The organism is Treponema sp. OMZ 857, assembly GCF_024181085.1.
Lineage (GTDB): Bacteria > Spirochaetota > Spirochaetia > Treponematales > Treponemataceae > Treponema.
Genome location: NZ_CP051147.1, coordinates 2,683,221 through 2,708,897, shown reverse-complemented (window position 1 = coordinate 2,708,897; position 25,677 = coordinate 2,683,221). Strand labels below are relative to the sequence as shown.

The 25,677-nt window shown below is 45.2% G+C and carries 22 protein-coding genes and 1 tRNA gene; 13 read left to right on the top strand and 10 right to left on the bottom strand.

Translation table 11 applies throughout. The features are described 5' to 3' along the window. Positions 1-39 precede the first annotated feature (39 nt). Positions 40-447 (bottom strand): PIN domain-containing protein, encoded by a 408-nt coding sequence (locus E4N66_RS12305; RefSeq protein WP_253728254.1) that lies wholly within the window; start codon positions 445-447, stop codon positions 40-42. Then, complete coding sequence (locus E4N66_RS12300) at positions 428-670, bottom strand: DUF6364 family protein (protein ID WP_253728252.1); 243 nt, start codon at positions 668-670, stop codon at positions 428-430. Before E4N66_RS12300 ends, E4N66_RS12305 begins: the two co-directional genes overlap by 20 nt. 233 nt (positions 671-903) lie before the next feature. On the opposite strand from E4N66_RS12300, the gene E4N66_RS12295 reads away from it, so the two are divergent. The 5 genes from E4N66_RS12295 to E4N66_RS12275 all read left to right on the top strand — a co-directional run bounded on the left by E4N66_RS12295 (position 904) and on the right by E4N66_RS12275 (position 4,362). Further along, entirely contained in the window at positions 904-1,587 is a 684-nt protein-coding gene (locus E4N66_RS12295) for a DUF2715 domain-containing protein (RefSeq protein ID WP_253728251.1), read from the top strand. Positions 1,588-1,848: 261 nt separating this feature from the next. Then, complete coding sequence (locus E4N66_RS12290) at positions 1,849-2,268, top strand: hypothetical protein (RefSeq protein WP_253728249.1); 420 nt, start codon at positions 1,849-1,851, stop codon at positions 2,266-2,268. 72 nt (positions 2,269-2,340) lie between these two features. Next, a complete protein-coding gene (locus E4N66_RS12285) occupies positions 2,341-2,961 on the top strand; it encodes a zinc ribbon domain-containing protein (RefSeq protein WP_253728248.1) in 621 nt (206 codons plus the stop codon). Then, positions 2,954-3,277, top strand: coding sequence for a hypothetical protein (locus tag E4N66_RS12280; protein WP_253728247.1), 324 nt, complete (start codon positions 2,954-2,956; stop codon positions 3,275-3,277). Before E4N66_RS12285 ends, E4N66_RS12280 begins: the two co-directional genes overlap by 8 nt. Next, positions 3,226-4,362, top strand: coding sequence for a zinc ribbon domain-containing protein (locus E4N66_RS12275; RefSeq protein ID WP_253728246.1), 1,137 nt, complete (start codon positions 3,226-3,228; stop codon positions 4,360-4,362). Before E4N66_RS12280 ends, E4N66_RS12275 begins: the two co-directional genes overlap by 52 nt. A gap of 217 nt (positions 4,363-4,579) precedes the next feature. Here the strand turns inward: E4N66_RS12275 and E4N66_RS12270 are convergent, their stop codons facing one another. Further along, a complete protein-coding gene (locus E4N66_RS12270; protein WP_253728245.1) occupies positions 4,580-5,518 on the bottom strand; it encodes a septal ring lytic transglycosylase RlpA family protein in 939 nt (312 codons plus the stop codon). Between the two features lie 177 nt (positions 5,519-5,695). Next, positions 5,696-5,781, bottom strand: a tRNA-Leu gene (locus tag E4N66_RS12265). 42 nt (positions 5,782-5,823) lie between these two features. Here E4N66_RS12265 and E4N66_RS12260 point away from each other — a divergent pair. The 6 genes from E4N66_RS12260 (at position 5,824) to E4N66_RS12235 (ending at position 12,799) form a co-directional block, all read left to right on the top strand. Beyond that, on the top strand, positions 5,824-6,699 hold the full coding sequence (locus tag E4N66_RS12260) for a TatD family hydrolase (protein ID WP_253728243.1): 876 nt from the start codon (positions 5,824-5,826) through the stop codon (positions 6,697-6,699). A gap of 171 nt (positions 6,700-6,870) precedes the next feature. After that, positions 6,871-8,673: an alanine--tRNA ligase gene (locus tag E4N66_RS12255; RefSeq protein WP_253728242.1), complete on the top strand. Its 1,803-nt coding sequence runs from the start codon at positions 6,871-6,873 to the stop codon at positions 8,671-8,673. Between the two features lie 73 nt (positions 8,674-8,746). After that, on the top strand, positions 8,747-9,832 hold the full coding sequence (locus E4N66_RS12250; RefSeq protein ID WP_253728241.1) for an MOSP complex formation periplasmic protein, TDE1658 family: 1,086 nt from the start codon (positions 8,747-8,749) through the stop codon (positions 9,830-9,832). Positions 9,833-9,834: 2 nt separating this feature from the next. After that, positions 9,835-10,278 (top strand): transcription antitermination factor NusB, encoded by a 444-nt coding sequence (gene nusB, locus E4N66_RS12245; protein WP_044014219.1) that lies wholly within the window; start codon positions 9,835-9,837, stop codon positions 10,276-10,278. Then, positions 10,259-11,998 carry a tetratricopeptide repeat protein gene (locus tag E4N66_RS12240; RefSeq protein ID WP_253728240.1) on the top strand — a complete coding sequence of 580 codons (1,740 nt, stop codon included), beginning with the start codon at positions 10,259-10,261 and terminating at the stop codon, positions 11,996-11,998. The genes nusB and E4N66_RS12240 overlap by 20 nt, the downstream gene beginning before the upstream one ends. 48 nt (positions 11,999-12,046) lie before the next feature. Further along, positions 12,047-12,799 carry a class I SAM-dependent methyltransferase gene (locus E4N66_RS12235; RefSeq protein ID WP_253728239.1) on the top strand — a complete coding sequence of 251 codons (753 nt, stop codon included), beginning with the start codon at positions 12,047-12,049 and terminating at the stop codon, positions 12,797-12,799. 95 nt (positions 12,800-12,894) lie between these two features. Here E4N66_RS12235 and E4N66_RS12230 read toward each other — a convergent pair whose 3' ends face one another. The 4 genes from E4N66_RS12230 to E4N66_RS12215 are packed head-to-tail and all read right to left on the bottom strand — an operon-like array spanning position 12,895 to position 20,169. Then, the gene (locus E4N66_RS12230) at positions 12,895-16,080 is read right to left on the bottom strand and encodes a DNA translocase FtsK (protein WP_253728238.1); all 3,186 of its coding nucleotides are present in this window, start codon (positions 16,078-16,080) and stop codon (positions 12,895-12,897) included. A gap of 36 nt (positions 16,081-16,116) precedes the next feature. Next, on the bottom strand, positions 16,117-16,926 hold the full coding sequence (locus tag E4N66_RS12225; protein ID WP_253728236.1) for an undecaprenyl-diphosphate phosphatase: 810 nt from the start codon (positions 16,924-16,926) through the stop codon (positions 16,117-16,119). Continuing rightward, the gene (locus E4N66_RS12220) at positions 16,923-19,091 is read right to left on the bottom strand and encodes a flagellar assembly lytic transglycosylase (protein WP_253728235.1); all 2,169 of its coding nucleotides are present in this window, start codon (positions 19,089-19,091) and stop codon (positions 16,923-16,925) included. Before E4N66_RS12220 ends, E4N66_RS12225 begins: the two co-directional genes overlap by 4 nt. Positions 19,092-19,131: 40 nt before the next feature. Beyond that, the gene (locus E4N66_RS12215; RefSeq protein ID WP_253728233.1) at positions 19,132-20,169 is read right to left on the bottom strand and encodes an Hsp70 family protein; all 1,038 of its coding nucleotides are present in this window, start codon (positions 20,167-20,169) and stop codon (positions 19,132-19,134) included. Positions 20,170-20,485: 316 nt separating this feature from the next. Between E4N66_RS12215 and E4N66_RS12210 the strand changes: the two genes are divergently transcribed. Together E4N66_RS12210 and pheT are read left to right on the top strand one after the other, a co-directional pair. Continuing rightward, positions 20,486-21,163, top strand: a complete 678-nt coding sequence (locus E4N66_RS12210; RefSeq protein WP_253728232.1) for a YoaK family protein — start codon at positions 20,486-20,488, stop codon at positions 21,161-21,163. 151 nt (positions 21,164-21,314) lie between these two features. Further along, on the top strand, positions 21,315-23,063 hold the full coding sequence (gene pheT / locus E4N66_RS12205) for a phenylalanine--tRNA ligase subunit beta (protein ID WP_253728231.1): 1,749 nt from the start codon (positions 21,315-21,317) through the stop codon (positions 23,061-23,063). On the opposite strand, the gene E4N66_RS12200 is transcribed toward pheT, so the two are convergent. Together E4N66_RS12200 and E4N66_RS12195 are read right to left on the bottom strand one after the other, a co-directional pair. Next, positions 23,038-24,822: a hypothetical protein gene (locus tag E4N66_RS12200; protein ID WP_253728230.1), complete on the bottom strand. Its 1,785-nt coding sequence runs from the start codon at positions 24,820-24,822 to the stop codon at positions 23,038-23,040. The two genes, pheT and E4N66_RS12200, sit on opposite strands and share 26 nt — an antisense overlap. Before the next feature lies 1 nt (position 24,823). Next, positions 24,824-25,618, bottom strand: a complete 795-nt coding sequence (locus E4N66_RS12195) for a hypothetical protein (RefSeq protein ID WP_253728229.1) — start codon at positions 25,616-25,618, stop codon at positions 24,824-24,826. Positions 25,619-25,677 lie beyond the last annotated feature (59 nt).

Genomic DNA, 25,677 nt, shown 5'->3' with positions numbered 1-25,677 from the left:
CATTTCGGGAATAGACGGTGCTGGTATATCCATTCCCTATCACAATAAAAAGAACTGCTCAGGTGTGTATGTCGGAATGCGTGATAATTTAAAATCGGAAATATTACGGGAAAGTATATAATCAATATTGAATTTAACGGCACTGACTTCGATTACTGCGTCTTTATAATCCGTTATTGGTGATAGTAATGAAGCTTTCAGTATTGTTTCATCAATTGGAATAATCTGAAAAATATCAAACAATGTTGAAATAGTAGTCACTACTTTATTTTTATCTTTTTGTTCTTTGAATAAAAAATATGATAATGTTGTAACTTCATGTGCACAAATGTACCCCGTTAATACACTTTCAGCGCACATATTAATGAGTCGCGCAGCTTCTTGATGAAAATTTCGTTTGTTTAAAAAATCAAGAATGATATTTAAATCAATGAGTACTTTTTTCATTGAATATTTGCCTTAATTCGGTTTTATCCGGAATGGGTGAGTTATGAAAGATTCCGTATAAAGCCTGCACCTTTGACTGGAGCGGCTGTGTTTGATTATTTGTTTTTAATTTGCTTAAATACTGTTCAAATAGCTTCGAAATGGATAAACCGTTTTGACGGGAATACGTATGGGCGAAGTTAATGAGTTCATCATCGATATTAAGTGTCAGTTTTTTTTGCATAGCCTTCTCCTACGTATAAAATATAATAATGCACGTAATAATTGTCAAGGAATCAAACTTTCTCGCTAACCTTACTGCTGCTCCCCTTACACCTCCGAAATTTCATATAGAAAGAATACGTCTGCTTTAAGTATTTCCGTTATATTTGCCTTGCCTATCTTGAATTTTCCTCTTGACTTTTGAGGGGGGGGGGGGGGGTATTATGGAAGAAAGTATTCTGAAAGGAGTTTTGTATGAAAAGCAAAAAAATTGTTACAGTACTTGTAGTAATAGTCGTTATGTGCTGCAGCACCCTTTTTGCAGCAGAGGCAAAGGAGGATGCCAAAAAGCAAGACAAGGCTGCATCTGATCAGTTGGAATTTAATATGTCGCCGGCAATAGGGCTTTCGGCAGCCGTATACCCGGAAAAAAAGATCAATGGTACTTTGTCCATAGCTCAATTTGATCTTGGTTTGAATGCAACGATGATCGGTATCCCATGGCCTACGGCTTCAGGTTTTGGAGTCCGTGGGAAACGAACAACATTAATGCTTGATGCTGAGATTGGAATGGGAGGTAAGCTCACACTGAAAACAGAGGCGGGTTCTGCATCAGCAAAGCCTGAAAAGGCTGTGTCATTCCTTATAAATGCACTTGTCGGATATACCTTTGAGCCGTTTAAAGATGGATATCTTGTTCCTGCCATCGGCTTGGGGAGTGGGGTTTATCGTATTGAAGCCGGCTATGAGGGAATATACGAGGCTGGCATATCCATTCCCCTGTATCTAAGCGTAAAGTATTTCTTTACCGACTTAGTTGGAATTGAGGCGACGGCCATAAATTCTTTTTTATTCCTCACCACTACTAGAGATTCAAATTTTATCAATACCTTTGTTCTAAAGGTCGGACCGGTATTCAGGTTTAATGTGAAAATGTAAGACAGGTAAAGGTAAAGGATAAACGACAACGCTTCTGTTTATAGCCCTGCCGTTTACGGCGGGGCTGAACTATCGGGTTTGCTTACCGCAAACATCATGTATCACCACGTATCCCGATGGGAAATGCTTTTTCCTATCGGGATTTTTGTAATTTTAGCTAAGATATCGGTATCCGTTCGTATGTATGGTCAAAAGCATATTGATACAAGCATTGACGGGAAATAACGGCGATACCGTAAATAATGCAAGAGAGGAGGTGCTATGAAAAAGATTTGCCTTTTATTCGTGTGTATGCTTGCTTTTATCGGCGCGGTGTATGCCGAAAATTGGAAATACTATTACGACGACGAAACAGGATATTCCGGAGAAGCTTCAATCACTTTCATCGGAGATGATACGGATGGTAATTTACTTGATAGCACGGTGGATATGCTACAAGCTGGAGCACGCGGGCTAGGATATAGCGTCCACAATACTCGGAAATTGCCCAAAGAAATAATATGGCTGTTTAGCGAAGCGCTTAAGGAATATTATCTCGCCAAAAATGAAGTGTACAGTATTTTAATAGACACGACCGCCCCTGATTCCGATATAAGAGAAGGCTTTATCATCTGTGTCAAAATAGAAGATGATGCAGGGGATAAGATATCAGTTAATTCAAGTTATATGAGGAAAGATTAAAGATGAAAAATCGAATAATGATTGCACTATTTATTGTAATTACAGCGTTATGCTTTGCACAGGGAGGATTAGATGTCACCGATGTATGATTGGTCGTATACCGAAAAAACAATCTTAAACGGTAAGTACTTTTACGGTTCAAAAGCCGATGGGGTGCAGAACAATTTTGCCGATTCGTACCGCGAACAAGACGGCTATGCGATTGTCCTGGGGCGCAGACTGCATTATTGGCTCTATGATACCCAAACTTACCACGGTGGAGATACTTTCGAAATATGTAACCACATTGTCCCGCATTGGATAGAGCGGCTCGGTTATGTTATCGACTTTGATAATATAGAAGTGTCTCAACCCAATATCCGTTTGGCATCTTCCGTAAAGGCTTTAATGGCACAACGCGGCTGCGATGTCAGCATGGCGCTCGTTGACGAAGTCGATTATATGTATGTTGTAGTAAATGAGCATCTGGCAAAATGGAGGCAGTACAAAACGACCCGGTATTATTTGATAGAGAACATGTCGTTTGATACGGTTTACAACGAAGGAAATAAAATGATAGAGCAGAGCGATGAATACAAAACCTGCCCGTATTGCGGTGAGCAGATAAAAAAGATAGCTATTAAATGCCGGTACTGTAAACGAGACTTACCGGAATCGTTACCTACTGTATATGGAGCTATAAAAAATGAATAAAAAACTTTTTTCTATGGCGGTACTGTCTATTATTTTGCTCAGCGGTATCGATACGGTACAAGCGGTAGCGCAAAATGTCTCTCCCGCTTCGGACTTTGAGTGCGACTTAAACGGAGATGGTACGGGAGTAGTTATTTTAAAGTACGTTGGGAAAGGCGGCGATATCGTCATCCCCGATAGTATTGAAGATTTCCCTGTCGTTTCGGGAGGATGCGGATTTGATAACCTCTATTTGATACGGTTTATACCGAAGGAGATAAAACGATGGAACAGAGCGGTGAATATAAAACATGTCCTTACTGCGGTGAACAAATAAAAAAGAGAGCTATTAAGTGTAGGTATTGCAGTAGCGGCTTATCAGGCCCGCATTCTTCACAGTCCGCAGCGAAAAATACTGAACACAATGCACAGTCGAAAGGAAAATCGCCCCGTAAAAGGTCTACTAAAAAACAGAATATTGATTTAGTGAATGTTGCACAGCTTTGCTTTCACCGGCAGCGTGAGGGTTCTTGCAATGGAAATTGTGCAAGATGTGTGTACAATGTGGATAACTATAATGCCTCACCGGATGAGAAAGCGTTTGCCCTTGCAAAAGCAAATGCTTATTATGAATACAAGGACAAAAAAGATTCTAAAATTCCGTGGGGTTCACTTATTCTTATAGCAATCTGTATTTGGGTATGTGTATCAGTTAAAAATTGCTACACTTCTACAGTAGAAAAGTTTACAGCAAAGAAAACTGAAAGCGTCAAAGTAGAAAGACCAATCGATGTAAAGATGGATGCTATAAGAGCAGAATATCAGCAGAAAGAGCGGCAAGAATGGCTTGAAAAGCAAGACTTTTATCCGGCATGCAAGAAATGGGCGGAAGAAGTGGAAAGCTATGCCAAAACAAATGAAAAAAAGGCAGCTCCACAAAGTAAGAAAGCTCAACCGGCAGAGCAAAAAAGATATGAAAATTATATTTATTATCATTCAAAACCTTTTAAGCAGCCGACAGTAGAGGAAGCCTTAAAGCGTGCTCATGCAACGCTCCGTGATGTAAATGGAGATGGAAAGATAAACTGTATTGACCAAGCAGTACGCTTTTATGAGATTATGCCACTAACTGTTTTTGTTTGGCATAATAATCAAGCAACTGGTGGATTAAACCATTTATTTGTTGGCTATGAAGATGGAACGAATCCTAATAAAAAAGTTATACGGATTGTTGAAACATCGGTAAATTACTATATAGCTCCAAAAGATTATTGGGGTGAGAGATTTCAAAAAAGCTATTGTATCAACAATGCAGAACAATTTGAGAAGTATGGCACTTTAAGAGAGTGGGAATGGAATAATTACAATGAGCGAGGGTGGACATGGAAGGAAGAAATTGGGACAGGCTACGAAATAAAGTAGATAGCCCAATACTTGAAGTACGAAAGTTAAGGAGAAAGCTCTTTATAACAAAGATTTTGCTGGCGGGGAAAGTTTAAAGCAGAAATAATGACTGGTTACGGAGCACATCTGTCGCCGGGGACATGGTCGTTATAGCACATAACAATCGACAACCCCTGCATCTTGCGTCTCGGAGTTGTCGATTTATCTAATACATTTACTTTGATAAAAAACCGGCTTACCAGCTTTCCTGTCTGATTACGTAGTCGATGAAGGAATGATTTGCCAGTGCTTCTTTTACTTTTTCAAGATCGTCAGGTTGTATACCCGGAAGAACAACCCGTACCGATTTTTCAGTACGCTCATACGCAGGGTCGAATCCTGCTTTTCTCAGTTGGACAACAAGCCGCAGCGCATTTTCTTCCCGTGCAAAAGCGCCCAGCTGAATTCTCCACAACACGCCTGAAGTACCTTGTGAATAAACCGGAGCCGGAGTTTGTGCCGGTTGTGCGGAAGCTGAACGGTTTGCAACACCTTTGACGGTGTCGGGCTTTGCTGTTTGTTGATCTACAGATGCCGGTTGTCTTTGTGTTGTGTTAGGCTGCGATGCTTGAGCTTGTGTTACTTTAGACGGTGCCGTTTGCGCTTCTGCTGCTGTCCCGGAACCTTTAGCAGGTATGTCGGACACCGCCTCCTTCTGAACAGGCACTACTTCAGGTTGCGTACCTGAGGCGAGAGGCGTTTCTTTTTGTGCAGATTTTGCCGGTGTGTCGCTGTAAACATCAGTTGTCGCAACGAGTGCTGCATGATCAAGCGAATCAACCTTTTTAATCGAAACTCGTGTAATACCGCGGCTAATCATTCCCAACGATTTAGCGGCAGCTTTTGATAAATCTATCTCGCGGTTTGGGACGAATGGGCCGCGGTCGTTTACGCGTACCACCACTTTTTTCCCGTTTTCAAGATTGGTTACTTCAAGAAAAGTTCCGAACGGCAGTGTTTTGTGGGCTGCCGTATAGGCATTCATATCGAAAATTTCGCCGCTTGACGTCGGCCGGCCGTTAAAAGCCTCTCCGTAATAAGATGCATAAGTTTCTGCTGTGAGTAATTCTTCCGCTCCAAGGGGTAATAACAACAATGCCCCCACTAGAGCTGACAGTACATGGTATTTTCTCATAAGATCCTCCCATAGCTTCATATAGACAGTATCGGAAAACAAGAAAAAAAATTAAGTGCAAAAGAGGAAAGCATTTTTAAGGAATTAACGGGAAATATACTCTATTGAGCTTGAAGCTTGATGATACGGGATGCTATATAAACATTGTGCAGAGATAAGGCAGAAGATGAAAGAAGCTGCCGGAGACGAGACTTGAACTCGTACGACCGTTTCCAGTCAAGGGATTTTAAGTCCCTGGTGTCTACCAATTCCACCACTCCGGCAAAGATGATATACTATACCGGAAATTATAGAGGCGGTCAAGATTGTTTACAGACTCTCATTGTCATTTACACCATATTTCTCAAAAAACGGCACACTTTCCGCTTATATTGAAAGCAATGCAGGAAGAAGGGTATCCTTTTATAATGGATATAGGAACCGATGCCGAAGATTTTACGCCACGGTATAATGCCGTTGCGGAAGCTTGCGGCAAAGACGGCTCTATACCCGATTTTATCCATTTTTCTGCGGGATTGTGGCCGGGGCGTGCCGCTATTGAACATCAGGCAGAGGCATTGCAAAAGCTTGAAGCCGATATTCAAGCAATCCTCAAAAGCGGACAGTTGTATACGGCAGTCGGAGAATGCGGTATCGACCGGTATTGGAACCATGCAGGAGCAACGGGTACGGGAACCGGTGATCTCGCCGGTGAAGAAACGCTTTTTAAAGAACAGCTTGCCCTTGCCAAACGGTACGGATTGGCTGTGATTATTCATTCACGCGACGGTTTTGAACCGACGCTCCGTTGTATCGACGAAGTAGGCTGGCATCGAGGTGTCATTCACTGTTTCTCTTATGGGAAGAAGGAAGCCGCAGCTTTTTTAGAACGGGGCTGGTATCTTTCATTTCCGGGTACCATCACATACACTGACAATGCGAAAGCGGGTTCTGAAATAGCGGAACTGGTGCGCATGGTGCCTAACGATAAACTACTATTGGAGACGGATGCCCCGTACCTCGCCCCTCAACCGGTTAGGCGGGCGGTAAACACCCCGTTAAATATTCCGTATACCTATCAAGCTGCAAGCGAATACCGGCAATGTACGGTAGAACACTTATGCAAAATTGTGCACCGGAACTGCCGCCGCCTCTTTTCGCTGCTGTGTAAAACCCCGGACAGCCGTGTCCGTTCTGCATAGCCAGCGCTTTTGAAAATAGTGATACCGGATACAAGGCGCGAACAAAAATAAAGTGGAGGCGTACTTGTTGTACGTCGAGCATTTATTTTTGTGTAGCAACGCCGTAGACGGTATGCATATTTTCAAAAGCACAGTTGACAGGCTCAATATCTTTTCTTACTATGATAGGATATGAATAAACACATTACAGCAGACGAACTTCGTTCCAAGTATATTGCATTTTTTAAAAGCAAAAATCATGTGGAAATTTCCGGTAAGTCGGTAATTCCGGAAAATGATCCTACCGTATTGTTTACCACCGCAGGTATGCACCCGCTTGTTCCCTATTTGATGGGCGAACCGCATCCTGCCGGAAACCGTTTAACAGACTATCAAAAGTGTATCCGTACCGGAGATATTGACGCGGTAGGAGATGCTTCTCACCTTACCTTTTTTGAAATGTTGGGAAACTGGTCGCTCGGCGACTACTTCAAAAAAGAAGCAATCGGATTCAGTTTTGAATTTTTAACCAGTCCGCAATATCTTAATATCCCGATCGATCTCCTTTCGGTAACGGTCTTTGCAGGAGATGACAAAGTGCCGCGCGACACCGAATCGGCGGAGATTTGGGAAAAGCACGGTATCCCGAAAGAACGGATTCACTTTTTGCCCCGCGAGGATAACTGGTGGGGTCCCGCAGGAGAAACAGGTCCGTGCGGTCCCGACACCGAAATGTTCATCGACACGGGAAAGCCTGCGTGCGGCGCCGAATGCCGTCCGGGTTGCAGCTGCGGTAAATACGTCGAAATATGGAACGATGTTTTTATGCAGTATCGCAAGGAACAAGACGGTTCGTATCACACGCTGGAGCGGCACTGTGTCGATACCGGTATGGGGATTGAACGTACCGTTGCGATGCTGCAAGGCAAGAAATCCGTGTACGAAACCGAGATTTTTACCCCGCTGATTGCCGCAATCGAAAAGATAACCGGCTACCAATACGGCAGCGATGCTGAAAAAGATGTATCCGTCCGTATCATTTGCGATCATACGCGAGCCGCTACCGTTATCTTGGGAGACCCGAAAGCGGTGCTGCCGTCCAATATCGGAGCAGGGTATGTACTCCGCCGTATTATCAGACGGGCTGTTCGCCACGGCAGGAAACTCGGTATCGAAGGTACTTTTTTGGCAACTCCGGCAAAGGTGTTCATTGAGCAGTACAAGGGCGCATATCCCGAATTAAAAGAAAAAGAAGCGGTCATCACTGCCGAGCTTGAGGCGGAAGAAAAACGCTTCCTCGAAACGTTGAAAAAAGGCGAGGCGGAATATGAAAAAATGAAGCCGAACCTGTTAAAGAATGCTAAAAAAATTATCCCGGGCAGGCTTGCCTTTAAACTCTACGATACGTACGGCTTTCCCATCGAGCTTACCGAAGAGCTTGCGCGGGAATCGGGGTTAACCGTTGACAAAGCGGAATTTGAAGAGGCCTTTAAGAAGCATCAAGAACTATCCCGTGCGGGCAGTGAGCAAATTTTTAAGGGCGGTTTAGCCGATCATTCCGAGCAAACCACTGCATATCATACGGCAACGCATCTTTTGCATAAGGCGCTGCGAATGGTTCTTGGTGATCATGTTGAACAGAAAGGGTCTAATATTACGGTAGAACGGCTCCGCTTCGACTTTTCTCATCCGCAACCAATGACTGCCGAAGAAAAGGCGGAAGTTGAGCGCATTGTCAACGAGCAGATCCAAGCTGATTTACCGGTTACTATGGAAATAATGTCGCTTGAAGAAGCAAAACAATCCGGTGCGATGGCGCTCTTCGGTGAAAAATACGAAGATACCGTCAAAGTATACTCCATCGGGAACTTTTCCAAAGAAGTATGCGGCGGCCCTCACGTAGAACACACAGGAGTACTCGGCCGGTTTGTAATCCAGAAAGAACAATCGTCATCGGCCGGGATTAGACGTATCCGTGCGGTGCTTACAAAATAGGACACACGGGATCTGTAAGTAACTTACTGGCGGTTCGGTTGTTTACTAATATCAAAAACCTGAAGAGGATATGATGAAAAAACCTGTAATTACATTGTTTATTGTATTAAGTTTGTCTATAAGCGGCGTTTTTGCCCAAACTAATCTGCTGCCTATTGCAGAGGTGAAACTCAGTGGTCGGACACCTATTACGCTTGGTCAGCTTAAAACCCGTGTTTCAGCCTTAGAAAAGGAAATCGGACGGAAGATGACCGTTCCGGAACGGCAGCAAACGCTGGATGGTCTTATCAATGAACGGTTGATCGTCCAAGCGGCTGAAAAAGACGGGATAAAAATCATGGATTCGGAAGTAAACAATTACTTCACCGAATACGTATCCAATCAATTGGGTCAGCAGGTATCCGAAGCGGATTTTGCGAAACTTATTAAAGAAAAAACGAATATGTCGCTTGACGAATATATGAAAGCACAAAACGGTATGACCCTTGCTGAGTTTAAGAGCTTTTTACGAACCCAACTGACTGCGCAAAGATATGTGATGCAGAAAAAACAAAAAGAGCTGCAATCGATTCCCAGTCCGAGCGATGATCAAATCCGTTCGTATTATGAGGTAAATAAACAGTCTTTCGTGCAGCCTGACACAGTACAGCTTTTCCTTGTGGTAGCCCCGAAAGGCGACAAAGCAAGTACTGCGGAAAAAACGATAAAAGATATTCAGAAAAAGCTGACGGCAAACCCGAAGGCAACGGCTGATATCCGTACAAAATCGCAGGAAAAGAATTCAGCTTATCAAGCTGGAGAAATGTTTGTCAGTAAAACCGCATTGGCAGCCGAACAGCTCGGTATTCCGATGGAAGAACTTCTCAAGATTTTTAACATGAAAGTAGGCGAGGTGTCTCCGATAACCGAAACGGGTGTTAATTACCAGTGCTTTGTTGTTCTGGAGAAAAAAGATGCGAAAATACTCGGTTTAAGTGATGTCGTACAACCCGGCGGGAATGTCAGTCTCTACGAATATATAAAACAGATGGTGATCATGCAGCGTCAAAATGAAGCGCTTAACGATGCGTTGGTTTCGGTAACCAATGATCTCCGTAAACCTGATAATTTCGTCATATTCAAAACCGGCGCCGATCTTGAAAAAACGCTTTCGTGGTAAAAATGGCGATCGGAAGACGACGCGGGAGGATCCTGGCGTTTCAGGCATTATTTGCTTGGGATGCAGGATCATTGCCTCCTGATGATTTATTGCTCTTTCCCTGGGAGGAACGTACCGGTAAAGAGGTGCATGACGAAGATTTTTTATTTTCGCAGCTTCTTTTTTTGGGTACTGTTGAGCATATCAATAAAATCGATAGCCTCATTACCAAAAACTTGGAAAACTGGGATTTTAATCGGCTTAAATTGGTTGACAAAGCGATTCTTCGGCTTGGTACTTATTCGCTTCTCTTCCAACAAGATACCGATCCCAGAATAGTGATTAACGAAGCAGTCTCCATAGCCCGCACGTATGGTACCGATGATTCCTTCAAGTTTGTAAACGCAGTACTTGACAGTATCAAACGAGAGTGTTTAGACTGCTCTTATGAAAAGGACAAAAACTAATCTCTTCCTTATAGGAAGTCTTTTCCTCTGCGTCATTGCCGCAGCATGTTCAAAAACAGATAAAAATGAGCTTTTTCAACAAAAACTGAATGTCATTGACGGTGTTGTGCAAGAAGGTAATACTCAAAAAGCGCTGAATAGCTTACGTGCATTGCGTAAAAAAGCACAGATTCCTATTCAGTATTTAAGCATTGCAAAACGGGAATTGCGGCTGCATAGTCCCGTGCAAGCCTTACAATCAATTCAGGCTGGTCTGAAAAAATATCCCGATGATCCGATGCTTAAAGCGGCTCTTACTCATACACTGATACGGGAAGACCGGATAGAAGATGCGGCCGCGGCTGCTGAATCTTTGCTCGGTACTTCTTATGCCGGTGTTGGGACGGAGGCGCTTATCCTTGCAGATAAGGAAAAACGAACGTACCGGACACCCGTTTCATTTTGGCAAGAGGGATTTCGGCTTACGGGCGAACATATTTTCTTGGAGAATGCTGCCGTAATGCTTGCTCATCAAGGCGACATTGCACAAGCTGCTGCGCTCCGTTCCCGGATCGCCAAAGAAGAAGCGCTGCGTTCCCCCTATTTTTGGTCATGTTTGGCTTATGATATGGGAAACTTCCAGCCGGTACTGGATGATTTAGTCTACTCGCTCGCGTATGCCGACATGGCAGGTATTCCTGAAAATAATCCTAAAGCTTTTGAATACGCCCGCCGTCACCTTTTGCTTGCTGCCGATGCAAGCGCAGGGCTTGGTGATATGGAGCAGGCACGCGGTTTTTGGCACATATATGTCGATCGTTATACGGATTCCTCAAGCGAAGTGTTTTATAACTTAGCGATGACTGCCGCTACGGAAGAAGAAAAAGCCGAAGTTCTGATTGATTGTATTTCGCAAAATCCGGGATATTATCCGGCTGTTGCACAGTATGTCCGTGCTTGTTCCGCTATTAATGCAGTACATAATCAAAACAATCCGTTGGATGAGTATCTGCAAAGCAAAGATTTTTTCTCGTTAGAGATGGAAAAAAACTTGTTTGTTTCTTCGGCTTTTACGCTTTCTGCAGAGCAAGTGCTTGAGGGGGCAATGGCGGCCGATAGTGATGATATACGGTTCCTGCTGGAAGACTTCCGGTACCGTTATGTCCAGCCGAAAAACTATACACAGGGAAACGGAGAAATGTGGAAAATTCTGGAAGCACATCCCCACAATCCGTTGATCAAGGCGTATGCACGCTGGTACTTTGCTTCTTCAGGTGATTTTAACGCTTGTTTCGGAATTGATAAGGCTGATAATCATGATGAAGATGTATTCTACAACGGTATCCGGCGTGCGGTGCAGGGGTATTCGACTGCGGCGCTGAAGCATTTTGCCGAGGTGGAAACGGAGAACCGCTATAAAATTCCTGCCACGGTTGACCAAGCCTATATCTATGATGCCCGCAATGAACCTGATATGGCAATTAAGTATTTCTCCCGCGCTGCGGAGCTCCTTTCCGATAAACGCTCACAGAGTAAGATGCTCTACGAAGCCGCGCGGATATATGCCGAACGCAATGGGATGCCGGAAGCAATTGCACTGTTGAATCGGGCGCTGAAACTTGATCCTGAAAATCATCGGGCCAATGTGTTGAAGCAAAAATTGATTGCCGATGGCAGCGTGAATCGGAATTCCGGTTTAGATGCGTTTTTATCAACCGATACGGATGCCAATTCGCAGTAATACAAACGGCAGCTGGGGAAAAAAAACAGAGGTGCGTGAGGATTCGATATGAACGATTGGTTTGAAAATGAATCTTTTTGGGTACAGTATGCCCCTATCATGTTTGACACCTCGCGATGGAAAGAGGCTTCCGCCGTTGCCGAAGGTATTTTTACACTTGCAGGGATAGGTCGTCCGCCGCAGGAGTTAAAAATTTTTGATGCCGGATGCGGTTTAGGCCGTATCGCTGTTGAACTTGCCGTTCTTGGGGCGCAGGTTACCGGTGTCGATCTTATCAAGCCGTTCTTAGATGCAGCGGCAGAGGCAGCGGCGGCAGAAAATGTAACTATCAAATGGGTGCAAGCGGATTTACGAGAGTTTGTACGCCCCGCCGCCTTCGATATTGCAGTCAATATGTATACCAGTTTCGGCTATTGCAAAACCATTGAAGAAGATGCACTCATTATCCGTAATATTGCGCAATCCCTAAAAAAAGGCGGCTGTTTTATCCTCGAAATGGTGGGACGGGAAATAGCCGTGCGGGATTTTACTCCCGGAGAATGGTTTGAGCGGGCTGGGTATACCGTACTCACCGATTTTACGGTAGAAGGCGCATGGGAGGGCTTACGTTCGCATTGGCAGCTCTACACAAAAGACGGACTCAAGGCAGACCACACCTTTGTGCAGCGTCTCTATGCCGCAACCGAATTACGGCAGCTTATGCTGTCTGCCGGTTTTACTTCCGTCGAAATATACGGAGACTTTGATCGCTCCCCCTATAACGAACGCGCCCGAACCATGATACTGGTCGGGTGTAAGTAAGGGAAGTCATTTCAAAAAGAAGACCTTGCCGATCGACAAGGCCGAAGACCGTATTGCGTCCGTTCTTTTGTTTAACAAGGGATTATTAAGCATCCCTACACTCGTCTGATGACCTCGCGGGCTTTTGAACCGTTTGCGGGGCCGACGATGCCGCGGGCTTCCATCTCTTCGATAAGACGAGCCGCGCGGTTGTACCCGATTTTCAGTTTGCGCTGTACATAGGAAGCAGACGCTTTGCCTGCAAAGGTAACAATTTCCAATGCTTGCTCATACAGCGGATCGTTATCGTCAGAGAACACGGCATTATCATACGGCTCGTCATCATCATCGACAAAGATTTCTTCATCGATATATTCGGGTTCGCAGTATTCCTTCACGCAGGCGACAACACGCTCTACTTCTTGTTCGGAAACAAAGGCTCCCTGCATACGGGTCGGGAACGGACGAGCGGCGCTTACGTACAGCATATCACCTTTTCCCAGCAGTTTTTCCGCACCCATCTCATCCAGGATGATTCGGCTATCGGTTTTTGATGCAACCATAAAAGCAATTCTGCTCGGAATATTTGCCTTAATCAAACCGGTGATGACGTCGATGGAGGGGCGTTGTGTTGCAAGCACCAGATGAATACCGACTGCGCGGCTCATTGCACACAAGCGTGCGACTGTAGCTTCAAGCTCCTTACCGGATGTTGCCATAAGGTCTGCAAATTCATCGATGATGATGACGATATAGGGCAGGGTTTCCGCCGCAATCCGCTCCGATTTGATTTTCGCATTGAAGGTTTTTATGTCGCGCACACCCATGTTATCGAGTAAGGCGTAGCGCCGCTCCATTTCGCAGAGCGCATATTGTAACGCTTGGAATGCCCGCTTCGGTTCGGTAATAACGGGGGTTAAAAGATGTGCAATGTCGTTATAGAGCTTGAGCTCGACGATTTTGGGATCGACTAAAATCAGCTTTACCTCATCGGGACGGCGGTTATAGAGAATCGACAATATGATTGAATTAACACAGACTGATTTCCCCGAACCGGTTGCGCCTGCAATGAGTAGATGTGGGGTCTGTGCAAGGTCAAGGACTTGCGGATTGCCTGTTACGTCTTTTCCGAGAGCAACGGGAATGGCCATCTTAGCGGCTTCCGGCAAATCGGTTTCTATCAGTTCCCGAAAGCTGACGATAGAGCGTTTCTTATTGGGAACTTCGATACCGACTGCGTGTTTACCCGGAATAGGCGCAACGATACGGACGCTGGAGGCAGCGAGACGCAATGCGATATTATCCTGCAGATTGGTAATCTTGGATAGTTTGATACCCGGCGAAGGCAACATTTCAAACATTGTTACGACAGGCCCTTTACGGATACCGGTGATGGACACATCGATTTTAAATTCGTTAAAGGTCGATTTCAACATGAGTGCAGCCCGTCGTGTCGCATCGTCAACAATCCAGTATTCACCGTCGGGGTAATTCGTTAAAAGATCAAACGGGATGGCATATTTTTTCCGCGGCGGCGGCGGGGGTACCGGTTTCGCCGGAATGACCGGTACGGTTTGTTCGATGGTTTCTAACAACTTCTCATCAGTATCCTGTGCGGCTTCGGCGCCGATATCAGTCTCGCTGTCATCGATATCTTCTTCATCCTGTATATCCAAACCGTCAATGGCGATATCCGATTCCGAAATATTTTCAGCCGGTACATCTGCCTCATTGATATCGATATCGGATACAAACGTTTCGTCTTGGAACTCTTCAACCGGCGCAACCGGCGCAGTTTCCTCCTGCATTACCGTCCGGTTTTGGGTGATGCTGCCGGTTTCCGATGAAACGGATTGCTCTTCTTGCATAGTTTTTGAGTTTGTGTGCGTTTCCGAGTCGATCACCACCATTGTGTCGAGCAGGTCTGAGCGTTCATTCGGCAGCGGTACGCCGTTTACAAAAACAAGCGGCATATCCGGCTCGGCGGCGCTTTCGGTTTCAGCAGCGCTGTTGGTATCGGAAAACTCGGCTTCTGTTTGAGAAGCTGCGGCTATCGATTGTTGTTCCGAAATCATTTCTTCGGGAATAATATCCATTTGAGCGATGGTATCTGCGACTTCTTCCGATGCAGCCGGTACATCGTCTTCCGGCGGTATAGGAGTCGCCGCGTCTTCTCTCTGCGGCAAGGGATTGTGCTGTGCTTCGGAATGGCCGGTCTGTTTGATGCGTTCAACCGGAGCGGTAATTTCTTCTAAGCTTGCAAAGAGGTTGTTCGGATCGGAGGGGTCAAATACCGGACGGGCAGTATCTTCTTCCTGCATATCCATAACGGCTGATAATGGAGTTGACAGCGGGAGCGGCTGCACATCATCTTCCTCCATATCCGTAGGTTCAAGAGTATCTACCGCTTGAGCAGAATGCATCGGTTCACTCTGTGGTGTTTCGCTGTACATATCTTCAGTATCCGGAATGCCGGTTTCAATTGATATATCTTGTTCGGAGCGGTACTCAAGTGTATCGGTAGTATGTTCGTTAAGGGTATCAACGGTACTGTCAGCCGAGAGCGGATTAAACGCCGTTTCTTCCGTATCCGTAGATGAGCCGGATACAGCGGCTGCCTCCGGTTGTTCTTGAACCGTACCGGCCGTATTGATCGGAGCTGTGAATGTTGTGTCCGTATCATTTTCCACAGAAGTCGGAGCTTCAGTACTGTTTTCTTCCGGTGAATTCGTCGGTGTGTCTTCTGGTGCCGGTACCGGCGGAGTAAAAGACGCCGTTGTATCTTTCGTATCGCTGCTATCCGGCTCAGCGTTTTCGGAAACGGTATCTTCCGTAGGAATGGTGCTCAGAGAGAAGTGTTTGCTTGATAGCTTTTCGCTCAGTATGAGCATTAAAAAGATTTCAAAGCAGACAAGCAGCAGCGCACAGATCAATATCGAAACGGTTACAAATTGCCGGACAAGCGGAATGGAAACCGATGGAGCAAAAGCGTAGATAAGCCGCTCACCGATGATGGCTGTAACAAAATAGAGCGGGACGCCGAGCAAAACCGCTTTAGATTCGCGCGTCCAGCCGGGAATCAGCAATAATACGGCTCCATATAAAAAGAGAAGCGGAATCAGAAAAGAAGAGAAACCGTATACCGAAAATACGCGCAGTCCTACGGCAAACAATCCATAGTTTGATTGAGTCAGTCCGGCAATCGGCAAAAAAATGCCGAGCGTCAAGATAATCCCGATACAAAAAAACAGTATACTTAAAAAGACCGCTAAAATTCTAAATCGATGATCTCGGTTTCCCATCAATGTTATTTCCCCTCCCGTTCCTTTTGAACACCCCTAGAATTGAAAGATGCCGACTGCGCTGAATAATATAATTCCTGCAGGAATCAAATAGTAGGCAAATATCCCGAGCTTTCCCTTCCGTATCAATTTAAGCAAAAAGGTCAATGCAAAAAAACCTACGATAAAGGCAGTCAACATTCCTGCTGCGAGCGCTGCGATGCCGACAGAACCGCTTATGGTATCGGCTGATTTCAGTTCAAAGATAAACGCTGCAAGAATCGCCGGAATAGAAAGAAGGAACGAGTACTCTCCGGCTTTTTCGCGGTCTACACCGGTTAAGAGCGCCGCTGCGATGGTAGAGCCTGAGCGGGAAATACCCGGTAGTACGCCGATACCTTGCGCTGCTCCGATAATCACCGCTTGCAGCATAGACGGCACGGAAACGTTTTTTTTCGGTTGAATTTTAACTGAAACTAAAAGTACGATACCGGTAATAATAAAACAGATCGCGATAAACAGCATATTTTTTGCCTGTACGATATCTTTTAGTACGATACCGATAACGCCGGTAACGGCAGTCGAAATAAGCAGCGCAGCAATTAGTTTAAGGTCTGCGCTGTCTTCTATTGTATTTTTTCTGATGATAAACCGGCCGAGTACGGTTAAAAGCCGCCATATCTGTTTGTAAAACACAATACAAACTGCTCCGAGTGTCGCGATATGCAGTAGAATATCAAAAATGATGGGGACATCGGTATGCCCCAAAAAGTACTCTGCTACGGCGAGATGGCCGGAGCTTGAAATAGGAAGAAATTCGGCAATGCCTTGAACGGCGCCGAGAAAAATTGCTTGTATAACCGTCATAATAGTTCCTTGAAAAAGAGCAGTACAATATCCTCCGGTTTTTCGGAATAATAGAGTGCTCCGTATATTGCTGCTGCGGACAGTATCTTTCGACCGTAATCCCGCGTTTCAGCGTATTCCAAACTCTCCAAAAAGAGATCTGCCGATAGACCTTGCGCTTTTTTTTGCCATCCGCGAACGCGTGATATGCCTGCATTGTACGCAAAGCAGGCAGGCATAATACGGTTATCGGATCGGCGGATCATTTCCGCAAGATAATATGCACCGAATCTGATATTTATTTCGGGATCGGTAAGGCTGTAATCTGCAACCTTTAACCTCTTTGCGATATCCGCAGCCGTAGCAGGCATCAGCTGTGTAAGACCGACGGCTCCCGCTCCGGATACCACCCGATGCTGAAAAAAGCTTTCGCTTCTTATCAGCGCGTATAAAAGATATTCCGGCAGCCGGTATTCCGCGGCGTATTTCGAGACAATTTCGTGCCACGGACGGGGGTACAGCAGCTCCAGCTGTTCTTTTGTTGCCGCATCTTCCTGATTTCTTAACGAGAAGCGTATTACCCGTATTGAATCGGCATAGAGGCCGTCATCAGCCAATACGCGGGCGATTTGTAGTGCCTCTTCGGCGGGAATCGCCGGATATACGGCAACAATGCGGGGGTAGACCATATCGTATAAACTGAAATGAAGCAAGCCGCCGATATACGCCCGCGCCTCTTGTACGGAAAATTCGCTGGTTTGCGCTTGTCCGCCGGATTGAGACTGTGCTTCACCGGCTTGCGTCTGCGGGCGTCGGACGGATTGTGTTTGTGCACCGGATGGGAGTGTACTGCGGAACTGGAACACATCTTGTAACAACTGCGCCCCGCCGAGCCGATATGCGGCTAAAATCCTGTAGTACAACGAGTCATGGGACTCTCCGGATGCTTCTTGCAGTAACCGTACCGTCTGATCCGGCGGGAGCGAATCGGTGCAGGCAAGTGTATAGGCAACAGCGGCTTGTTGTTCCGGCAAGTTTGTTTTTGTCAGCACATCATAGAGCGTTTTTAAGTGTTTCCAATCCTTTGCCGCAGTCAGCTGCGCCCTCAATGATTGTATCAAATCGGCATACCATTCAGGTTTTTTCCAGCGGGGCGCCGTATCTGTCAGTGCTTTTAGATAACGGGGAATGTCCCGTAGTTTTATGGTATCTAAATAGTACCACAATGCAGAATCAAGATTGGAATCGGTGTCGGCCAGTTCAGCTGCCTGTAAGAAAAGTTTTATAGCGCGTTCTTGTTGTTCTGCGCCGCCGATTTTTACCCGGCAGCGGGCTTCATAAAAGGATGCATAAAAAAGGCACCGGCGCATATCCGTACCGGAAAGCTTCTTATTGACCCCGCTTTGTATTCGTATTGCAAAATCTTCAAAAAAAGCCGCTGCCTCGGCGGCGTTCTCAGTCCCATAGACGCCTGCCTTGCCGATATCGGAGAGCAGACTTGGAAAGGTAAAATCTGCAAAGGCATTCTCCATCCTGAAAGTATCCGGAACAGATGCCCATGCTTCCGTATAGTGTTTGCTAAAAACTGCGATACGGATTTCGGCAAGCTTATGTAAAAACGGCGGCATATCCTTGCCGAATTGAGGAAAGGCTTCGGCAAGTGTTGCCGTCAGCGGGCCGGTAAGATACAGCGTTTCCGGCGATTGCGTGATGCTGTCATAAGCACCCATCTGCAAGAGAAGGAGGTTTTTCAAGCGGGTTAAACGGTCTTTTTCAGACAGTTCTTTTTCGTTCTGTACGGAAGTATCGGATGCTTTGGAAAGTTCCTGTAAGCGTTTTTCTATCGACTGTAAACGGTCGGCCGGGGAACCTGTTTCGTACAGTTCTTCCCGGCACAGACGGTTCAGCGGTGATTCATATAGTTTTTCTCCAAGGTCAAAGTAGAAACGGGCAGCTTGTTCGTGTCCTGCGCGTTTCAGATGCAAACCGACATAATAGGCGCTGCCGTGCCCCATCATTTTAATACTGCGATAGGCGGCTTTGTCTGCTTTTAAGAAAAAACCGTAATTTCCTGCTTTTAAGTCTTTTAATAAAGCAGCACTTCTATCTGCGGCACAGGCTGTGACGGAACCGATGAAGAGGAAAAGACAAAAAAAAGGAATACGGAGCTGAAAAAAAAGGAGCAAGCAAGAACGAAAAAATCGTTCTTGCTTGTTGCGTAGTATCTTACTGCGGAGGGATTTCAATATAAGTTCCCGAAATGATTAAATCAGGATTTTTAAGTTTGTTATGCTTTGCAATCTTTGTGTACAACCACGGATTACGGTAATAAGTTTCCGATAAATCCCAAAGCGTATCGCCCCAACGGATCTTATAGCGGACGGCTTTTTGTCCTGATACGGAAGCTGCCGGCTCTTTTACCGCTGGTTTAGTCTGCTGAACAGGCTGCTCTTGTTTTACCGGTTGCTCCGGCTGAACAGGCTGCGGCGGCACCGGCTGCTCTATTGGAGCGGCGCCTGTCGGTTGAGGAGCAGGCGGTTCGGTTACCGCTTTGTCTGCGGGCAATGACGGCGCCGTATTTGGAGCAGGTTGTTCTTGTGCGGGGGGATTTTGAGCCGGTATAACCGCGGCTACCCCAGGCTCCACAGCCATCGGACGGCTATCTTCGCTAAGAGTCTTTTTTGTTAGTAGCAGAATGCCCAAGACTAATGCAGCAATACCGAGCAAAATAAGGAGAATTAAAAGCCAAATCGGCATTCCGCGTTTCGGTTTAGTTTCTTGTTCATCGTCTTCATCAGTATAAAAAGTCGCAGTGGAAAATTCATCATGGGTGCCGGAATTATCATCAGTGTTTATGTTAGTTGAGGAAAGATTGATATCGGCATCGGCCGTTTCCGAACTTAAATCAAAATCAAGATCATCAAATGCTTGATCCGCAAATGTTTCTAATGACACTCGCAGGGCTTGATGCGAACCGGAATCTTTATCAACAGCCTCGGCAGAAAGATTTTTATCTTCGTCGAGCACTAATCGTAATTCTATTGTCGGTTCTCCAGCGGTCTTCTCTTGAATATCTTCAACAATCAGTGAGCCGATATACAAAGGGTCTGAAGTATCATCCTCTTTTTTGAACAAATTAATTTGTACACTTCGTTGATTATCGCGTACCGTAGTTAATTCAAGCGTTTCAGAGGCTGATGCATCGTCGTCCATAATGGGAAGAAACATTCCATCTGCGAGTTTTATGCCTATTTTAGCTGCCATTACACTACTCCTTCTATTAAAACCTTACTTTTATAGTATCGGCATATCTTAGTCAATACAAAAGGAAATTCCTTTTGAAATATGCGGGTATCTCCTTCGTTGCTTCGAAAAAATTAATCCTCAACGTATCAAAGATACGCCTGCGGTTAATTTTTTCTCGCGCCTCGGATCTACCTCGCCTATTTCAAAAGGCTTACGGAATGCTTACGGAAAGGTTCTCTGTTTTCTATATGTTGACAGGTGATAGGTTTAGCCCTATCATACCTATACATTTTTAAAGATTTCAACTTTTAAAGACTTTTTAGCGGATGTACAGGTGGATACGGTACAAATACAAGAAGAAAAACTGCATGACAATATCGTAATCGGCGTATGCCTCTCGTTAGTGGGAGGCTTTTTGGACGCTTACTCTTATCTATTAAAAGGTAAGGTGTTTGCAAATGCCCAAACCGGTAATCTTGTGCTGCTGTTTATCTCTGCTGCAAATGGGGAACTTCATAAGTTTCTTAAATATATCATACCTATTGTTACGTTTGCGTTCGGCATATTTATTTCAGAATTTCTCAAAAACAAACATTACGTTAAAAACTACACCCGAATGGTTACAGTCTTGGTATTTGAAGTATTGGTTATTGCCGCAATCGGATTAACCGGTACGTATTTTAGGTATGACATTATCAATTCCGTTATCTCTTTTATTGCAGCGCTGCAAGTCGCCAACTTCGATAAGGTTGACGGCAATCCGATAGCCACCACAATGATTACCGGTAACTTAAAAAGCAGTATGATAAACCTTGCGAAGTATCGAGCTATAAAAGACATCAAATATCTGTATTCTTTTTTTAAGTATCTTCTTATCATCGCAAGCTTCGGTATCGGTGTTTCTGTTGGATTTATTGCTATACAATACTATGCGGAAAAATCGATTTTATTGTGCGAACTCTTCATTATTATCGCATTTGTGATGTTACAAAGAGAGGAACGGCTTGTGTAGTGTGAAAGGCCGCAGAGGCATCATTCTTGCCAAACAGGGACATATTGCATATACTCTTTCAATATTATTATATGTGAATTGTCTCAGAGGCATTGTGAACCGTGTGTTTTAACCTTTGCCTCAGCTCAGTCATATTAAAAAAGGATAGACTATGCCCAAGATCGATGTAAATGAACAGCTTTTTTTCAATTTATTAGGAAAAAAATACGATTATTCCCCCGAATTTGAACATTTATTAAGCTCTGCAAAAGCGGAACTTGACGAAGTGCCGTCCGCAGCGGCGCCTCAAGATGAACGCATTATAAAAATTGAATTAAATGATACCAACCGCCCCGACCTGTGGTCAACAGCGGGGCTTGCGCGCCTTTTGCGTATGCACACGGGAGGAGCTTCAAACAAAGCTCGGTATCAAGCATTTTTATCGACATTGAGTGAGCGGAAGGATTCCGGAAAACGGACAGTAACCGTAAACCCCGAATTACAGCATATCCGCCCCTTTATGACGGCATTTGTCATTTCGGGCAAGCCCATCGACGATGCTATGTTGAAAGATATTATCCAAACACAGGAAAAACTGTGCTGGAACTTCGGCCGGAAACGCCGTTCCGTGTCGATGGGGGTGTACCGCAGCGAACTGATCAATTGGCCGGTACACTACCGTGCTGTTGACCCGCACACAACCTCGTTTACGCCGCTCGGCTTCGACACCGAAATGACGTGTGAACGCATTATCACCGAACACCCGAAGGGCAAGGAATACGGCTGGATACTCAAGGATATGAAGAAAGTGCCGCTCCTATCGGATGCAAAGGGCGGCGTGCTTTCAATGGCTCCGATTATCAATAGTGCGGAGATCGGCGCGGTACAGCCGGGGGATGCCGACCTGTTGGTTGAGCTGACCGGTACCGATATGCCCTCTCTGCTGCTTGCAACCAACATCGTTGCCTGCGATTTTTCCGATGCGGGATACACGATTTTACCGGTCAGCGTAGAATATCCCTATGAAACCGGATTCGGTAAGACGATTACCACGCCGCTTTACTTCCAAGAGCCGACAAAGACGACGATTCATGCCGTGAATAAACTCCTCGGAACTGAGCTTCCGGCGCAGGATATTGTGGAAGCGTTGGAGCGTATGGACAACACCGTTACCGTCGAGGGGGATTGTCTGACGCTGATGCCGCCCGCGTATCGGAATGACTTTTTACACGAAGTGGATATTATCGAAGATGTGATGATGGGGAAAACCGTCGAGTTCTTTGAACCGGAAACGCCGCGGGAATTTACCATTGGAAGGTTGTTGCCGGTTACCCAGCTGAGCAGAAAGATTAAAAGTTTGATGGTCGGCTTCGGTTATCAAGAGATGATTTTTAATTATCTCGGTTCAAAGAAAGACTATATCGACCGCATGAATATAGACGGAGCGTCGGTAATTGAAATTGCCAACCCCATGTCGGAAAACTATCAGTTTGTCCGCCCGTCCATCATTCCGTCGCTTTTATCCGCGGAAACGGTTTCGGGCAATGCGGTCTATCCGCACCGTATCTTTGAAACGGGAAAAATCGCGTACCTTGCTCCCGAAGAAAATACCGGTACGCGCACCCGCCAAAGCCTCGGCTTTCTGAGCGTAAACCAAGATGCTAACTTTAATGAAGCCGCCAGTCTTGTCGCCGGCCTACTGTACTATCTGCAAATGGACTACAACGTATGCGAAACGCATGACCCGCGCTTTATCGAAGGGCGGCAGGCGGGCGTTCTTGCCGATGGAAAACAGATCGGTATTTTCGGCGAATTGCATCCGCAAGTGCTGGAAAACTGGTCTGTTGCCGTTCCGGCATTTGCGGGAGAACTCGATATCGAAAGCATCCTTATTCTTACGCTTCCGAACGCTGACCGATAAAGAAAAAACACATTCCGATAAAACAGAGCATGTATGCAAGCAATAACAGTAGCGGGGACAAGCTGTAGGATATATCGGTAAGCAGGGCGATGACAAGGCGGGCGCAATACCGTCCCGCCTCTACCAGTCCTGTTGCCAGTACAAAAAAGAGCGGAAATGCCAGTGCCCATGTATGCTTAAATGGCCGGTGCGGTGGAACTCTGAAGCGCCATGCCAATACGAGCATATAAATCGAAATAATCCAAATAAGAAACACATCGATAATTCTCGCCAATAATTCCCGATGATATATTTGCGCGGGGAAGCCGTATTGTGTTCCCCGCTGCCGAAAGGCATAGAGCTGAGGGAGCGTCATAGATTTTTCACCTTCGTTGGCCGCGATAATCAGCTCAAAATCGCTGTATGAAAACGGCAGCCTCAGAGAGGTCTGCCGCTCAATCGGCATTGTTCCTTCCAGAATGAACGGTTTTAACACTACTGTATCACGCTGCTTATCCACAGCGCGGAACAGCATGCGGAGCATAGGAACTCCATCAGCACTCTCAATCGGAATAAGTTTGATGAAAGGAATCCGTGCCCGATAAAGAATCTTACCGTCGGCGGTGTATTGTGTAAGTTCACAATTTCTTCCATATATTTCCTTAATACTGTTGTTGGTGATATAAGAAAGACCTTCTATTGTTATCTGTGCCGGTGCCCTCGTGCCTGATGCAGGAATGGTAAAATGAATATTACGTGCTGTTTCAAAAAGCGGCAGAGAGGCTGTTTCATCGATAAAGAAAACTTCTTCCAATAGTTTTTTTCGGGTAATATCTATAAAACGGTCTATATCAGGGTCTTTTTTGAGCGGATTATTCTGTTCAAGCATTCGCTTCGCGTTCACAAATTGATAGTAGGCTTTGATGTAGTTTTCTTGCTGGATCATCTCGTATCCGGCTTTCTTTGCTTGGTATAAGCGGATATCAAATTCGGCGGTAAGCTCGGCGATCCCTTTTTCAATTTGATTCCACGCCTGTGCAGCCAGCCGTAACGCTTCTTCATGATAGGGTGCATTTTCGGCACTAAGCTGATATGCTCGCATGGCATAATAGTGTGCGGTGTAAAAATCATATTTGTTCATAAACCGCTTGCTGATGAACAATGCCCCTTCCGCTGTTAAGTTTTCCGGCTCAGCTGTTTCAGAAGAGGGTTCACTTTTATTGTTTTGCTTGCGATCTGCATTGTATGATTCATGCAATATCTTAGCCTTATCGAAAAGTTGTAATGCTTCAGGATTGTTTTTCCAGATTCCTAAGGCAGCCTTCGCCTTATCATACGCTTTTTCGGCATCTCCGTTTCGTAATGAATTATCAGTCTCTTTTATAAAATCGTAATAATCATGTGTTTTCAGTTCGCTGTAGCGCCGGTAGTCTGCCAGTAACGGCAATACTATTTCTATCAATATGATATAAATAGTAACGCACGCAAAAAGCATAATAAATGCTTCTTTTAAGTAGCGAAGTAATATATCAGAAAATCGCGGTACGGTATTTTGGCCGGATGTACCGAAAATAACGGCATACCCTATCAATATAGCGGAAACGAGCAAGCTCGGCATAATCCGTATAAACAAGATTCCTGTTTCCGCTAATCTCCGGCTGAACAAAAACTGCGGCAGTACATCAATTTTTTTGAAAAAAAACACATATATTAGGCAGCACCCAAGTCCGATCACAAAATGAATAAGAACGGACAGCCAGCCTTTTAGCATCTCAGGCATTTTATGCAGCGCTCCTTTTTTTGGTCTTTGAATATATCAGCAGTAGTTTTAAACCGCCTATAGAATGAAATACTACGGCAACAACACACAAAACGAGCGGAATTCCGTAAATACCGTTTTCCGAATTTGTTATATGGAGATTAAAGAGCGCTGTCTTGAATCCTTCCAACTGCATATACGGATATACGAGCAACAGTGCCCCTGAAAGAAGAAGTAAGAAAAGAAGGTTGAACAGATTCCATCGTGTTATGATGCATGCAAACCAAAATGAGCTGACGCAGAAAAAAAGCGCACCTGCGAACAAGAGGTATGTTGTAAAATGTAATGTATAGGCATAGGCAGCATATACATCGGAAAAGAGGCTGTCGGAACCTTGCTGTAATAAAGCTAGAAATAACGGTTTGCTTGTAAAAGCGGCCAACGCTTTGTCGATGGGTGCCGTTGTTTTGTAGGCTGCTATTGCTTTCTCGATGACGGGAAACTGCGCATAACAGGTCGGTATAATAACCGTTACGGTAAATAGCAAACATGCGAGGAACAGTGTAAGGGCTACACCCAGCTTTGCAGGGTGTCTCATCAAAAATGTATACACTCCGATAATGGCCATCATTACCGCTAATGGGAGTACGTAACATGCCTTTTGCGCCATGCAGAGAAGCAGCAATCCCGCCGATTCTGATGCAAACGGAACGGCCATTTCATAGCGCAAGGCTATTCCGCCGAAAAAGGCAAAGATAACAACCGTGCTTAAAAGGCTTAAGAAAAAAACGCCGGGAACCAGTAAAGCATTCTTCATAGGTATCCTTAGAGTAACACGTTATAGATACAATCTCAAGGGTGCCTTTTGAAATAAAC

Excerpts from the sequence above, each read along its gene's own strand:
- E4N66_RS12195 (WP_253728229.1), bottom strand. The coding sequence starts at position 25,618 with ATGAAGAATGCTTTACTGGTTCCCGGCGTTTTTTTCTTAAGCCTTTTA.
- nusB (WP_044014219.1), top strand. The coding sequence starts at position 9,835 with ATGGCGATCGGAAGACGACGCGGGAGGATCCTGGCGTTTCAGGCATTA.
- E4N66_RS12215 (WP_253728233.1), bottom strand. The coding sequence starts at position 20,169 with ATGGCAGCTAAAATAGGCATAAAACTCGCAGATGGAATGTTTCTTCCC.
- E4N66_RS12230 (WP_253728238.1), bottom strand. The coding sequence starts at position 16,080 with ATGGGAAACCGAGATCATCGATTTAGAATTTTAGCGGTCTTTTTAAGT.
- E4N66_RS12225 (WP_253728236.1), bottom strand. The coding sequence starts at position 16,926 with ATGACGGTTATACAAGCAATTTTTCTCGGCGCCGTTCAAGGCATTGCC.
- E4N66_RS12275 (WP_253728246.1), top strand. The coding sequence starts at position 3,226 with ATGGAACAGAGCGGTGAATATAAAACATGTCCTTACTGCGGTGAACAA.
- E4N66_RS12280 (WP_253728247.1), top strand. The coding sequence starts at position 2,954 with ATGAATAAAAAACTTTTTTCTATGGCGGTACTGTCTATTATTTTGCTC.
- E4N66_RS12300 (WP_253728252.1), bottom strand. The coding sequence starts at position 670 with ATGCAAAAAAAACTGACACTTAATATCGATGATGAACTCATTAACTTC.
- E4N66_RS12235 (WP_253728239.1), top strand. The coding sequence starts at position 12,047 with ATGAACGATTGGTTTGAAAATGAATCTTTTTGGGTACAGTATGCCCCT.
- E4N66_RS12285 (WP_253728248.1), top strand. The coding sequence starts at position 2,341 with ATGTCACCGATGTATGATTGGTCGTATACCGAAAAAACAATCTTAAAC.
- E4N66_RS12270 (WP_253728245.1), bottom strand. The coding sequence starts at position 5,518 with ATGAGAAAATACCATGTACTGTCAGCTCTAGTGGGGGCATTGTTGTTA.
- E4N66_RS12255 (WP_253728242.1), top strand. The coding sequence starts at position 6,871 with ATGAATAAACACATTACAGCAGACGAACTTCGTTCCAAGTATATTGCA.
- E4N66_RS12240 (WP_253728240.1), top strand. The coding sequence starts at position 10,259 with ATGAAAAGGACAAAAACTAATCTCTTCCTTATAGGAAGTCTTTTCCTC.
- pheT (WP_253728231.1), top strand. The coding sequence starts at position 21,315 with ATGCCCAAGATCGATGTAAATGAACAGCTTTTTTTCAATTTATTAGGA.
- E4N66_RS12305 (WP_253728254.1), bottom strand. The coding sequence starts at position 447 with ATGAAAAAAGTACTCATTGATTTAAATATCATTCTTGATTTTTTAAAC.
- E4N66_RS12250 (WP_253728241.1), top strand. The coding sequence starts at position 8,747 with ATGAAAAAACCTGTAATTACATTGTTTATTGTATTAAGTTTGTCTATA.
- E4N66_RS12295 (WP_253728251.1), top strand. The coding sequence starts at position 904 with ATGAAAAGCAAAAAAATTGTTACAGTACTTGTAGTAATAGTCGTTATG.
- E4N66_RS12200 (WP_253728230.1), bottom strand. The coding sequence starts at position 24,822 with ATGCCTGAGATGCTAAAAGGCTGGCTGTCCGTTCTTATTCATTTTGTG.
- E4N66_RS12290 (WP_253728249.1), top strand. The coding sequence starts at position 1,849 with ATGAAAAAGATTTGCCTTTTATTCGTGTGTATGCTTGCTTTTATCGGC.